Raw genomic sequence first — 12,860 nt, 5'->3', positions numbered from 1 at the left:
AAAATCCGCCTAAGATTACCATCTTAAGCGGATTTATTCAGCCCATCAGCAATGCTTAGTTTGCTGAGTCAGCCGCTTCACGTTTTAAACGGTCTTTTTCAACTGATTTGTTAATCAAACCTTGTTGAAGAATAGTAATACTGTTGTTACAGATCCAGTAAAGCACAAGGCCCGCAGGGAAGAACAACATAAATACCGTAAAGATCACTGGCATGATTTTGAAGACTTTCGCCTGCATTGGATCAGCCGGTTGTGGGTTCAAACTTTGCTGAATGAACATGGTCAAGCCCATTAATAGCGGCAAAATAAACCATGGATCCATCGCAGATAAATCTTGAATCCAACCTAACCACGGCGCATGACGTAGTTCAACAGACTCCATCAATACCCAGTACAAAGCAAGGAAGATCGGCATTTGGAGCAATAACGGCAAGCAACCCGACAGTGGATTCACTTGTTCACGTTTATACAATGCCATCATTTCTTGCGAGAAGCGCATACGGTCTTCACCGAACTCTTCTTTCATGCGTTGCATTTCAGGTGCAATCACACGCATTTTCGCCATAGAGCGGTAGCTCTTCGACGACAATGGCCATAAGATCAGTTTCACCAGAATCGTCAATAGAATAATTGACCAACCCCAGTTACCCACTAAACCGTGGAAAAACTCAAGACCGACAAACAATAATTTCGCAATAGGCCACAACCAACCGTAGTCTACAGTTTGGTTTAAACCAACCGCCAATTCTTTTAATTCAGATTGGATTTTTGGACCTGAATAGAACGTTGCATCTACTTCTGCCACAGTTCCTGCAGGAACATTGATTGCAGGTGAAGTGAACTGAATAATGTTCATATCATCAGTAGATTTACGTGACTCAAGTTTCGCAGCATAAGGCTGACCATTGGCTTGCGTTAATTTGATCTGTCCAGGAATCCACGCACTCACGAAGTAATGCTGAACCATTGCAACCCAACCGCCAGTTGCTTCAACATTCAATTTTTCTTCATTGAAGTTGGCAAATTTAAGTTTGTTGTAATGTTCTTCAGGCGTACCCCATGCACCACCAAGGAATGTACCTAAAGTGAAAATACCTTGATCAGATTTACCTGGATCTTCAGAGTTGTCGCGTTTAAGCTGACCAAACATCTGACCTTGCCAGTTCTGAGCACTGCGGTTCACGATTTTATGATTCACAACAACAGGGTATTCACCTTCAGTGAAGTTAAAGGTTTTAATAACCTCTACACCATCTGCTGTTTTATAAACCATTGGTACTGACAAAACTTTTGCTGTTTGGCCATCTTTACCCTTCACAGCTTTTGCGTCATTTAACGTATATGAAGATTTTTCAATCTCATAGGTCGGACGTCCTTTCGGATTGCTGTCAGGGCCATTAAGACCAATTAAGCCAGACTGAGCAACATAAGTCCGTTTTGCATCGCTTTCAAGCATTACAAACGGTTCATCGCTGTCTTTATTTTTGTCATGATTGAGTAATTCAATACGAACAATATCGCCACCCTTTGGATTAATCCAAAGATGGTAAAGGTCAGTTTGTACTGAAATTAACTGTTGACTAACAGGTGCAGTGGCATCTGTTGTTTGTTGTGTAGCAGCATTATTTGCTTGCGGCACATCAGTAGCAGCCGTAGCTGTCTGGCCATTTGGTAAATCGGCAGATACTTCATGCGTTACCACCGCAGCATTTTGCTGAGGTTTTTGTTCCGCATTTCCATAATCTTTCTGCCAAGCCAAAATGAGCAAATATGCGACAACAAACATGGCCCCTAGAATTGCAATCCTGGCCCATTGTTGCATAGGTATTACCCCAAGTGGTTAGAGTGATTTTGGTTCAATAAACGTTCACGAAAGGGTACAGCAACGTGAAGCGTTTGAGAATCTATTTGCTGAAATGAAATAAAACGAATTGCTTTTGATGGAACAGGATCATAGCCTGAACCGCCCCAAGGATGACAACGGCAAATACGCTGAACAGCTAGACACACTCCACGTACAGCACCATGTTGATGGACTGCTTCCAAAGAATATTGAGAACATGTTGGAATATAACGACAGCGTGGTCCCAATAAAGGACTAATCGCAATCTGATAGAAACGAATGAGCCAATGCAGTAAACGAACCATTGGTCATCTCTACGCTTGTGGGGAGGTAGCTATTTTTTTATGCTTATTTGCAAGGCGCTGCAATTTTTGCCAAGCAAATTGTAATTGCTGATGCAACTCTGCATTCGGTACCGCCTCTATGCCCATTTTTGGCATAACGACAATATCTAATACATTAGACTGCTGTTGATGCAGGCGAAAACTTTCGCGTGCAAGTCGCTTTACTCGATTTCTTTCATGTGCGCGGCGCACTTTTTTCTTAGCAACAACAATACCCAAACGGCTATTCGGCTGTTCGGAGATTTTTGCTAGAAATAAGAAATGGGGTTGATGCACTTTAAAAAGCGCACCATCGAACACACTTTTATAATCGGCAGCACAGTGTATTCGCACATCTGTGCTAAAGCCGTAAAGTGTTGTCATAACACCCAAGTCTTGACAGTCTTAACTGAAATTAAACAGTTAAGCTGTGACGACCTTTCGCACGACGACGCGCTAATACTTGACGGCCAGCTTTAGTAGCCATGCGAGCACGGAAACCATGAACGCGTTTACGTTTCAACTCAGAAGGTTGGAAAGTACGTTTCATATCGAAACTCCAAAAATGATCTTTCAGTAAAGGTTCGCGATTTTAGTGCTCATTGCTTGAGCTGTCAATGAAAAACACGCTTTCTTTCAAAATCTAGGCTGTGATATATCAAGATAATATAAGGATTAGAAATCAGTTATAAAGGTTTAAATTAAAATACTCACAAACTAAATCATTGTATATGTTAATTATTTAAGTTATCTTCAAGTTTACTCACAGATTTATCCACAGTCTCGAATTTGTGAATTGGTTTTTATGAATTTAAATTTGAATTTAAACCAACCCTCGAGTTATCCCCAGAATGGGTCGATCTTATAAATAAATTCAAATTTTAAAATTTAAATTTATTACTATTAGTGTTGATATTTTCTGTGGAAAACGCATTTTTAGATTTAAAAAACAAATAATTATATTGTGGATAACGATGTTTTTATAATTTTGATAGTTTGTGGATAACTTTGTGCTACAATTTATCCACAGCTTGCGGATAAACTTATCCACACGTGATTTAAATTTAAATTTAAACTCAATTTGCGTTTTTTTGATCGATTTCGACTGATTTGTTCATGACAGATGTGGATAAGATGGTTAGAATGGCTGCCCGCTTAGGCGGGGTTGAATTATTTTTTTACGTACAATGGACTGAAATAGGGGTTTCACATGCTTTGGACAGACTGCTTAACTCGCTTGCGACAAGAGCTTTCAGGAAATGTCTATACAATGTGGATACGCCCACTGGTGGCAGAAGATGCAGGTGATAGTCTAAAACTCTATGCACCGAATCCGTATTGGACGCGCTATATTCAAGAGCACCATTTAGAACTGATTTCAATTTTAGCGGAACAGTTGTCTGAAGGTCGGGTACGTAAAGTTGAGATTTTGGTTGATTCACGGCCTGGTGCAATTTTATCTGCAGCTGAACAACCAGCAACAACCACCGCAGCATTAGAGTCAACACCACAAGTATCGGCACCGACTCGTCCTAAAAAAGAAAAAGAAGAGACGTCTTCAAAAAATAACCGTAAGCGTCAGCTTAACCCATTATTTACCTTTTCCTTGTTTGTTGAAGGTCGTTCCAATCAGATGGCGGCAGAAACCTGTCGTAAAGTCTTGACGCAGCCCGGTGCTTCGCAGCATAACCCGTTATTTTTATATGGACCGACTGGTTTAGGTAAAACCCATTTAATGCAAGCCGTAGGTAATGCATTATTGCAAGCGAAGCCGAATGCACGTGTGATGTACATGACGGCTGAAAGTTTTGTACAAGACTTTGTGAGCTCGCTACAGCAAGGTAAGGTCGAAGAATTCAAGAAAAACTGTCGTTCGCTAGATTTGTTATTGGTGGATGATATTCATTTGTTGGCGGGTAAAGAGGCCAGCTTAGTTGAGTTTTTCTATACCTTCAACGCGTTATTGGATGAATCTAAACAAATCATTTTAACCTCAGATCGTTATCCAAAAGAACTGACTGAGCTAGATCCACGTTTGGTTTCACGTTTTTCATGGGGCTTATCGGTGGGTGTTGAACCGCCTGATATTGAAACCCGTATTGAAATTTTACTGAAAAAAGCGGAAAGCAATGGGGTGGAACTTCCACGGAATTGTGCGCTGTTTATTGCTCAACAAGTGGTTGCTAATGTCCGTGAACTAGAAGGTGCGCTGAATAAAGTCGTAGCCATTTCTCGTTTTAAAGGCACCCCAATCGATCTAGATGTGGTGCGTGAATCGTTAAAAGATGTGTTGGCAATTCGTGCGCGCACCATCAGTACTGAAAACATTCAGCGTGTGGTGAGTGAATATTTCCGTATTCCATTGAAAGAATTGGTTGGTCCAAAACGTACACGTATTTATGCACGTCCACGTCAGTTGGCTATGGGGCTAGCACGTGAACTGACAGGGGATAGTTTCCCTGAAATTGGTATGGCTTTTGGTAATCGTGACCACAGTACTGTGATGCATGCCTGTGAAAAAGTACAAAGCCTGCGTGAAGAAGATCCAATCTTCAATGAGGACTATAAAAACTTGCAACGTCTGCTGCAAAGTTAAGTCTTTTCGTTCAAATTCTGTTCTTGCAATGCGGTATATTCTGCCGCATAGTACACTGCTAAAAAATTAATTTATTTTGTCTATCTTCAGTTTTTAGAGGAATGTATCGTGCGTTTAAAAATCGCGAAAGAAAGCTTACTGAATGTTCTATCACATGTCGTAGGAGCGGTTGAACGTCGCCATACCTTAAATATTTTATCCAATGTAAAAGTACAGGTAACTGAGCAAGCTTTGACCATTACCGGTTCAGATCTTGAAGTTGAACTGGTTGCAAGCACACCACTTACTGAAGGTGCATGTTTACAAGCAGGAGTGACGACTGTTCCTGCACGTAAATTGATGGATATCTGTAAATCATTACCGTCAGCGGCATTGATTGATTTGCAAATTACTGAAGATCAACGTTGTATTTTAAAATCTGGCAACAGTCGTTTTGTATTGGGTACTTTGCCTGCAGAAGACTATCCATTATTAACCACTGAAAATACTCAAGGCACTCAAGTCGGTGTGACTCAACGTGAGTTAAAGCGTTTATTTGAAAAAACGTCTTTTGCCATGGCGGTTCAAGATGTGCGTTTTTATTTGACGGGTACTTTGCTTGAAATTGATGAAAATCAATTGCGTGCAGTAACGACCGATGGTCACCGTTTAGCGATGTGTGAAACAGTGGCAAGCTCGAATGCGACACAAGCAATGCAAGCGATTGTTCCACGTAAAGCTGTAGGTGAATTGCAGCGTCTATTGAGTGTTGAAGACGAGCAATTATCGTTGTTAATTGGTCGTGAATTATTAAATGTAACGATTACCATTGCCAGCCGTGATAAAGAGCAGGGTGATATTACCGTACGTTTCACCACAAAATTGATCGATGGTAAATTCCCTGACTACCGCCGTGTGATTCCACGTGGTGGTGATAAAAATGTGCGCATTGCACATGATGTATTTAAACAATCACTACAACGTGTGGCGATTTTAAGTAATGAAAAATTGCGCGGCGTATTCTTGAAGTTTGATGCGGACACTTTACAACTTCGTGCCAATAACCCTGAGCAAGATGAAGCTATCGAAGATCTCGCAATTCAATATGCTGATGCACCGATGGAAATGTCATTCAATGCACAGTACTTATTGGAAGTTCTGAATGTATTGGATGGTGATGATGTTGCAATGACCATGACAGAAGCCAACCAATCTGTATTGGTACAAGATCCACAACAACAAGATCAAACCTATGTTGTGATGCCAATGCGTGTTTAATTCGGACTGACGTCTCAATTATTATGCATATCACGCGTTTACATGTAGAACGTGTTCGAAATTTAAAGACGGTTGCACTCTCTGGGTTGCAACCGTTTAATGTCTTTTATGGGCAAAATGGTTCAGGCAAAACTTCTGTATTAGAAGCAGTACATTTGCTGGCAACTGGACGTTCTTTTCGAACCCATATTCCGAAAAATTATATTCAAAATAACAGCCCTGACGCTGTCGTCTTTGCGCAGTCTGCAACAGACCGCATTGGTATGCAAAAAATGCAGTCGGGCGAGCAAGTGATAAAAATCAATGGCGACCTTGTGGGGACACAAGGGCAGTTGGCCAAGATTTTACCGCTACAACTCATCGATCCACAAAGTACCGATATTATTGATCATGGTGCGAAGCCACGACGTCAACTTTTAGATTGGTTGATGTTCCACGTGGAACCGGAGTTTTACCATGCATGGCAATATTATGCACGGGCATTAAAACAGCGGAATAGTTTGCTGAAATCACGACGTCATTTGAGTCTGTCTGACTTAGAACCGTGGAACAAAATGCTCAGTGATTATGGTGAGATATTACATAGTCTGCGCAGTAATGTGGTGGAACAGTGGACTCGATATTTCCAACAAGATCTCCAAGCCTTATTGCCGCATTTAACAGTGACGTTGGAATATAGTGCAGGCTTTCATGCCGAAACAGGGCTGTTGAATGATCTGACCAATCAGCACTTTAAAGACTGCGAACGTGGCTATACTGAGTATGGTCCGCACCGTGCAGATTTAAGGTTAAAAACCGCTATGGGGGATGCAGATGTTGTGCTCTCTCGTGGGCAAAAAAAGTTATTGATCATGGCGTTAAAACTGTCACAGATAGCAATGCTACATGCTTGTAATAAGGAAACTGTGGTATTATTAGATGATCTGACAGCAGAATTAGATTTAACCGCACAACAGCGTTTAATTGAGCGTTTAAGCCATCTTGGTAGTCAAGTTTTTATTACCACTTTAGACCATGATTCAGTGCAAAAACACTTACATGATTTATCTATTTCTTATCAATTATTCAAAGTTGAAAATGGTACGGTGCAGGCTGTTGTGCAATGAAATACCACCTTTGGATAGACCTATTTTTCACTAGGGAGAAACCATGAGTTCAGAAGATCAAGCTGCTTCTCAAACAGAACAAACCATAGAAAAAGCTTATGATTCCTCTAGCATCAAAGTATTACGTGGTCTAGACGCTGTACGTAAGCGTCCGGGCATGTATATTGGTGATACTGACGATGGTACTGGCCTACACCACATGGTGTTTGAAGTTGTCGATAACTCAATTGATGAAGCGTTGGCAGGTCATTGTGACGAGATCAATGTCACCATTCATGAAGATGAATCTGTAAGCGTATCGGATAACGGTCGTGGTATTCCTACCGACATTCACCCAGAAGAAGGTGTTTCTGCAGCAGAAGTGATTTTGACGATTCTGCATGCGGGCGGTAAATTTGACGATAACAGCTATAAAGTTTCAGGCGGTCTACACGGTGTAGGTGTATCCGTGGTGAATGCGCTTTCAAGCAAGCTCGAATTAACCATTCATCGTGCAGGTCAAATCCACCAGCAAGAATATAAACACGGTGATTCCGTGTATCCATTAAAAGTGGTGGGTGAGACAGATCGTACAGGTACACGTGTACGTTTCTGGCCAAGTGCTGAAACCTTCAGTCAAACGATTTTTAATGTCGATATTTTGGCGCGTCGTTTACGTGAATTATCGTTCCTGAATGCAGGTGTGCGAATTGTGCTACGTGACGAACGTATCAATTTAGAGCACGTTTATGACTATGAAGGTGGTTTGTCTGAGTTTGTGAAATATATCAACCAAGGCAAAACTCATCTGAATGATATCTTCCATTTTACCACTCAAGCGGATAATGGCATTGGTGTAGAAGTTGCATTGCAGTGGAACGATTCTTATCAGGAAAATGTTCGTTGCTTTACCAACAACATTCCACAAAAAGATGGCGGTACGCATTTAGCGGGTTTCCGTGCTGCATTAACCCGTGGCTTAAACAGCTACATGGAAAGCGAAAACTTACTCAAAAAAGAGAAAGTGGCGGTTTCTGGTGATGATGCACGTGAAGGTTTAACTGCGATTGTTTCGGTGAAAGTGCCTGATCCAAAATTCTCTTCGCAAACCAAAGAAAAATTGGTGTCGAGCGAAGTGAAAACTGCGGTTGAGCAAGCCATGAATAAATCGTTCTCTGAATATCTTTTAGAGAACCCACAAGCCGCTAAATCGATTGCAGGCAAGATTATTGATGCAGCACGTGCGCGTGATGCAGCACGTAAAGCACGTGAAATGACACGTCGTAAGAGTGCGCTGGATATTGCTGGTTTGCCAGGTAAATTGGCCGATTGTCAGGAAAAAGATCCTGCATTGTCTGAACTTTACTTAGTCGAAGGTGACTCTGCGGGCGGTTCTGCAAAACAAGGCCGTAACCGTAAGATGCAAGCGATTTTGCCGCTGAAAGGTAAAATCCTCAACGTGGAACGTGCACGTTTTGACAAGATGATTTCTTCACAAGAAGTGGGAACACTGATTACTGCTTTAGGTTGTGGTATTGGCCGTGAGGAATATAACCCAGATAAACTGCGTTATCACAAAATCATCATCATGACCGATGCTGACGTCGATGGTTCGCACATTCGTACGCTACTGTTGACCTTCTTCTTCCGTCAAATGCCAGAACTTGTGGAACGTGGATATATTTATATTGCACAGCCACCGTTGTATAAGCTGAAAAAAGGCAAGCAAGAACAGTACATCAAAGATAATGATGCGCTTGAGACTTACCTGATTTCAAATGCAATTGATGAGCTTGAATTACACATCAGTGCAGAAGCACCAGCCATTCGTGGTGAGGCTTTAGCGGGTGTGATTGCGGATTATCAAACCTCTCAAAAGAGTTTGCATCGTCTGACTGTACGTTATCCTGCAAGTGTGTTGGATGGTTTATTGGCAGTAGAAGGCTTTAAGTTAGATCAAGCAAATAACCAAGACTATGTACAGACTTGGGGGGAGCAGCTACGTGCCAATATTGAGAAAACTCAGCCTAGCTTACGTCCTGAATTAAGCTTAGAAACGTTTGAGCATGAAGATACCGAAGGCAATAAGTCAGCGACCTATTTCCCGCGTATTACCATCTATGTTCATAACTTACCGCACCAATACTTGTTAGATTCAGGTCTATTGGGTTCAGGTGAATATGCGCGTTTGCTCAAAAATTCGAAGAGTTGGTTCACATTATTGGAAGAAGGTGCTTACCTGCAAAAAGGCGAGCGCAAAATTCCAGTGAGTAGCTTCCATCAGGTTTGGCAAAACATCCTACAAGACTCACGCCGTGGCATGATGATTCAGCGCTATAAAGGTTTGGGTGAGATGAATGCTGAACAGCTTTGGGAAACTACGATGGATCCTGAGAACCGTAACATGCTGCAAGTAACGGTACAGGATGCGATTGAAGCTGATCGTATGTTCTCTTGCTTGATGGGTGATGATGTGGAACCACGTCGTGCTTTCATTGAAGAAAATGCGTTAAATGCGGATATTGATGCCTAAATTCTGATTACAGAATCATTCAAAAAAGCACTCTTCGGAGTGCTTTTTTTTGTGCTATCTTAAATAAAATTGAATATTAAATCGCCAATTTGTGTTTTATAAAATTGACTTATTCTGATGCTAAGCTCAAATCTATTTGAACTTAGCAGCTAAAAATAAGAGGTCTATATATGATGGACAATCAACTTGAACACATTCGTGACATCTGGGTAAATGCATTTTTTACCGGAAATTATACTGTTTTAGCCGAATACGAAGATGAGCACTTTAAGGTGGTTTATGAGCAAGACGGGCGTGTCGAAAGTAATTATGTCCGCTATGAACGTATTGCACATGCAGTGAAAAATGGGGTTTGGAAACCACAAAAACCAGACGTAGAATTTGAAGAATATGAGTTTAATCGTGACCAAACGGAGTGCAAAATTTTAATTGGTTTAGCTGAAACACAGCAGCAAATACAGGAAATCTGGCATTTTGATCAGACCTGGAAAATACAAGAATTACGTTTTTTAAAGGCAAAAAAAGCCCATCCTTCTGCCTTATCTTAAACAATAAAAAGTTTAAATTGATGTCGTGAGTGGAGATAAAATGCATCCATCTTGCAAATGTGGATAAGTTTTGTGAATTTTCACATTTAATAGTGTTCAGCATCAAAGTCATTTATAATTGTGGATAATATCATTTAAAAATATTTATCCACAAAAAGGTGGTTCGATATTTTGAATTTAAAAAATAAAAATGAATTTAAAACCAAGATTTGAATTTAAAAATGGCTTTTGTGGATAACTGTGGCAATGAGTTTGATGTGAAGTGTATTTTTTGAATTCATTTATAAAAGTAGGATAAAAGCTATCGCTGAATTTTTAGATTCTTTCTGAATAGAAATGCCTTAACGATGCAATAACCAGTTGGATATGAACATTCGATTTTTTGAATATTTTTTAGATTTATAGTGTGATTATTATTGTGAAGTATAAATAAAAAATCGCCGTGGAACATTTAAATTTCACGGCGATTGATTTTTGAACTTAAGTTAGCTTTTCTTAATAATGCAAATCTAGGGTTTTGCTTTTTAAATTAAGCCTCAAAACTGCTTTCCATTTCTTCTAATTCCATCATTAATTCAAGCATTTGCTCTTCGACTGATTCGAGTTTGGCTTTTAACTCTGTTTGCTCATTCATCAGTTTGAGTAAGTCATCTTTACGACTGGCTTCATATAAAGCACTGTCTGCTAATAATTCCTCGATTTCGTTTAAGCGTGGCTGAATTTTGCTGATCTGCGCTTCATTTTTTTCAATGTTTTTACGAATCGGGCGGGTCAATTCACGTTGACGTGCAGCTTCTTTACGTTGCGCTTCTTTATCGACTTTGGAAATCGTTGGTTTAGTTTCAACTTGAGATTTGATGGGAGTCGGGGCTTGTTGACTATTTTTCATCATGTCGATCCGCGCTTGACGCAGCCAATCGGCATAAGCCACGAGGTCGCCATCAAATTCGCGACATTTCCCATGATGTACCAACAATAATTCGTCACAAACGCTGGCAATCAATTGACGTTCATGCGAAACCAAAACCACAGCGCCTTCAAAATCTTGTAATGCCATAGTTAGGGCATGACGCATATCGAGGTCTAAATGGTTGGTCGGTTCATCTAGAATTAAAACATTGGGGCGCTGCCAAACAATCAAAGCCAAAGCTAATCGTGCTCGTTCACCGCCTGAAAAGCCTTCACTTGGCGTATCCATGCGTTCGCCACTAAAACCAAAGCTGCCTAAGAATGAACGTAATGCCGCTTCACTGATTTTTTTGTCAGCGATTCGAGATAATTGCAACATTGGGCTGGCATTGCCATCTAGAGCATCCATTTGATGCTGTGCAAAATAGCCAATATTCAATAGTTCAGAGGCTTTGCGCATCCCTTGTAATAAGGGAAGGTCACCAACCAAGGATTTAATTAAGGTTGATTTACCCGCACCATTCATTCCCAGTAAACCAATGCGACTGTTTGGGGTAATCTGTAAATTTACATTGGTGGCAATCAGTTTGTCACCATAGCCAATATCGACATGTTCCATTTGTAACAGTGGTGAGCTCATTTTGGTTGGCTCACGGAAACTAAAGGTAAATGGCGTATCGACATGTGCGGCAGAAAGTTCTTGCATGCGTTCTAATTGCTTAATACGGCTTTGCGCCTGCTTAGCTTTAGTGGCTTTGGCTTTAAAACGGTCAATAAATTTTTGGAGATGCGCACGGGTTTCGAGTTGTTTTTCATAGGCTTGTTGCTGTTGTGCCAAGCGCTCAGAACGGGTGCGTTCAAAGGTCGAATAGTTGCCGGTGTAAAGCGTCAGCTCTTGATTTTCAATATGTAAAATATGATCAGTCACCGCATCTAAGAAATCACGGTCATGTGAAATTAAGATCAGTGTGCCTTCGTAAGCTTTTAACCAATCTTCTAACCACAAAATCGCATCTAAGTCTAAGTGGTTTGTTGGTTCATCGAGTAATAATAGGTCTGAACGGCTCATTAGGGTACGCGCAAGGTTTAAACGCATACGCCAACCACCAGAAAAGCTTGAAACATTGAGTTGGGACTGATGTTCAAAGAAACCTAGGCCAGCCATCAGTTGTGAGGCTTTGGATGGAGCTGTATAGCCATGGATTTCATCAAATCGGCCATATAAGTGTGCCAGCGCTTCATTGTCTAATTGTTCTGGATGTTCAAGTTTATGTTGTATATCCCAATATTCTTCATCGCCTGATAGAACGAAATCAATCGCTTTCATATCCAACGCTTTGATTTCTTGCGCCATATGCGCGACGGTCCATACTGCAGGACGTGTTAATGAACCACCATCAGATTCCATTCCACCTAAAAGCGCAGAAAAAAGAGTCGATTTACCCGCACCATTTACACCAGTTAAGCCGATTTTCCAGCCTGGATGCAATTGCATAGATGCTTTTTGAAATAAAACACGCCCACCGCGACGAATGGAAAGTTGGTCTAACTGAATCATGGAACTAACTAAACAAGAAGAATGTGGGGCTATTCTAATGGATGGCTTTGCAAAAGAAAAAACAAAGCATCGCAACCATCTGAAAAAATGTGACAGATTCCACGTATTTAGGTATATTGAACGGGCTTTAGTATTAAAAAAATATTTCAAGTTGTTGTTTTAAATGGATTAATAAAACATATTGGAAATATAAGAAATGAGAAAAGGA

General features: G+C 40.7%; 10 protein-coding genes. 5 read left to right on the top strand and 5 right to left on the bottom strand.

Annotated features, from left to right (window positions below; genetic code table 11):
• Positions 1-55: 55 nt before the first annotated feature.
• From yidC to rpmH, 4 genes are read right to left on the bottom strand one after another with little or no spacing between them, the layout of a single operon-like run.
• Positions 56-1,822 (bottom strand): membrane protein insertase YidC, encoded by a 1,767-nt coding sequence (gene yidC, locus FTT98_RS13210; RefSeq protein WP_180005505.1) that lies wholly within the window; start codon positions 1,820-1,822, stop codon positions 56-58.
• A 5-nt stretch (positions 1,823-1,827) separates the two neighbouring features.
• Positions 1,828-2,148: a membrane protein insertion efficiency factor YidD gene (gene yidD, locus FTT98_RS13205; protein ID WP_078189510.1), complete on the bottom strand. Its 321-nt coding sequence runs from the start codon at positions 2,146-2,148 to the stop codon at positions 1,828-1,830.
• 9 nt (positions 2,149-2,157) lie between these two features.
• Positions 2,158-2,550, bottom strand: coding sequence for a ribonuclease P protein component (gene rnpA / locus FTT98_RS13200; RefSeq protein WP_078189509.1), 393 nt, complete (start codon positions 2,548-2,550; stop codon positions 2,158-2,160).
• Between the two features lie 31 nt (positions 2,551-2,581).
• Entirely contained in the window at positions 2,582-2,716 is a 135-nt protein-coding gene (rpmH, locus tag FTT98_RS13195) for a 50S ribosomal protein L34 (protein ID WP_000831329.1), read from the bottom strand.
• A 660-nt stretch (positions 2,717-3,376) separates the two neighbouring features.
• Between rpmH and dnaA the strand changes: the two genes are divergently transcribed.
• From dnaA to FTT98_RS13170, 5 genes are all read left to right on the top strand, one after another.
• The gene (gene dnaA / locus FTT98_RS13190; RefSeq protein WP_180005504.1) at positions 3,377-4,762 is read left to right on the top strand and encodes a chromosomal replication initiator protein DnaA; all 1,386 of its coding nucleotides are present in this window, start codon (positions 3,377-3,379) and stop codon (positions 4,760-4,762) included.
• Positions 4,763-4,870: 108 nt separating this feature from the next.
• The gene (gene dnaN / locus FTT98_RS13185; RefSeq protein WP_180005503.1) at positions 4,871-6,019 is read left to right on the top strand and encodes a DNA polymerase III subunit beta; all 1,149 of its coding nucleotides are present in this window, start codon (positions 4,871-4,873) and stop codon (positions 6,017-6,019) included.
• A gap of 23 nt (positions 6,020-6,042) precedes the next feature.
• Entirely contained in the window at positions 6,043-7,125 is a 1,083-nt protein-coding gene (gene recF, locus FTT98_RS13180; protein ID WP_180005502.1) for a DNA replication/repair protein RecF, read from the top strand.
• 43 nt (positions 7,126-7,168) lie between these two features.
• Positions 7,169-9,637 (top strand): DNA topoisomerase (ATP-hydrolyzing) subunit B, encoded by a 2,469-nt coding sequence (gene gyrB / locus FTT98_RS13175; protein ID WP_180005501.1) that lies wholly within the window; start codon positions 7,169-7,171, stop codon positions 9,635-9,637.
• Between the two features lie 170 nt (positions 9,638-9,807).
• Positions 9,808-10,185: a hypothetical protein gene (locus tag FTT98_RS13170; protein WP_078189504.1), complete on the top strand. Its 378-nt coding sequence runs from the start codon at positions 9,808-9,810 to the stop codon at positions 10,183-10,185.
• Positions 10,186-10,714: 529 nt separating this feature from the next.
• Here the strand turns inward: FTT98_RS13170 and FTT98_RS13165 are convergent.
• Entirely contained in the window at positions 10,715-12,652 is a 1,938-nt protein-coding gene (locus tag FTT98_RS13165; protein ID WP_180005500.1) for an ATP-binding cassette domain-containing protein, read from the bottom strand.
• Positions 12,653-12,860 lie beyond the last annotated feature (208 nt).

This window comes from Acinetobacter sp. YH12039 (assembly GCF_013420015.1).
In the GTDB taxonomy this organism is placed as follows: domain Bacteria; phylum Pseudomonadota; class Gammaproteobacteria; order Pseudomonadales; family Moraxellaceae; genus Acinetobacter; species Acinetobacter amyesii.
This window is presented reverse-complemented; position numbering and strand designations above follow the sequence as displayed.

What these genes read in the sequence shown, in the direction of transcription:
- yidC (WP_180005505.1), bottom strand. Translation starts at nt 1,822, where the DNA reads ATGCAACAATGGGCCAGGATTGCAATTCTAGGGGCCATGTTTGTTGTC.
- yidD (WP_078189510.1), bottom strand. Translation starts at nt 2,148, where the DNA reads ATGGTTCGTTTACTGCATTGGCTCATTCGTTTCTATCAGATTGCGATT.
- rnpA (WP_078189509.1), bottom strand. Translation starts at nt 2,550, where the DNA reads ATGACAACACTTTACGGCTTTAGCACAGATGTGCGAATACACTGTGCT.
- rpmH (WP_000831329.1), bottom strand. Translation starts at nt 2,716, where the DNA reads ATGAAACGTACTTTCCAACCTTCTGAGTTGAAACGTAAACGCGTTCAT.
- dnaA (WP_180005504.1), top strand. Translation starts at nt 3,377, where the DNA reads ATGCTTTGGACAGACTGCTTAACTCGCTTGCGACAAGAGCTTTCAGGA.
- recF (WP_180005502.1), top strand. Translation starts at nt 6,043, where the DNA reads ATGCATATCACGCGTTTACATGTAGAACGTGTTCGAAATTTAAAGACG.
- gyrB (WP_180005501.1), top strand. Translation starts at nt 7,169, where the DNA reads ATGAGTTCAGAAGATCAAGCTGCTTCTCAAACAGAACAAACCATAGAA.
- FTT98_RS13170 (WP_078189504.1), top strand. Translation starts at nt 9,808, where the DNA reads ATGATGGACAATCAACTTGAACACATTCGTGACATCTGGGTAAATGCA.
- FTT98_RS13165 (WP_180005500.1), bottom strand. Translation starts at nt 12,652, where the DNA reads ATGATTCAGTTAGACCAACTTTCCATTCGTCGCGGTGGGCGTGTTTTA.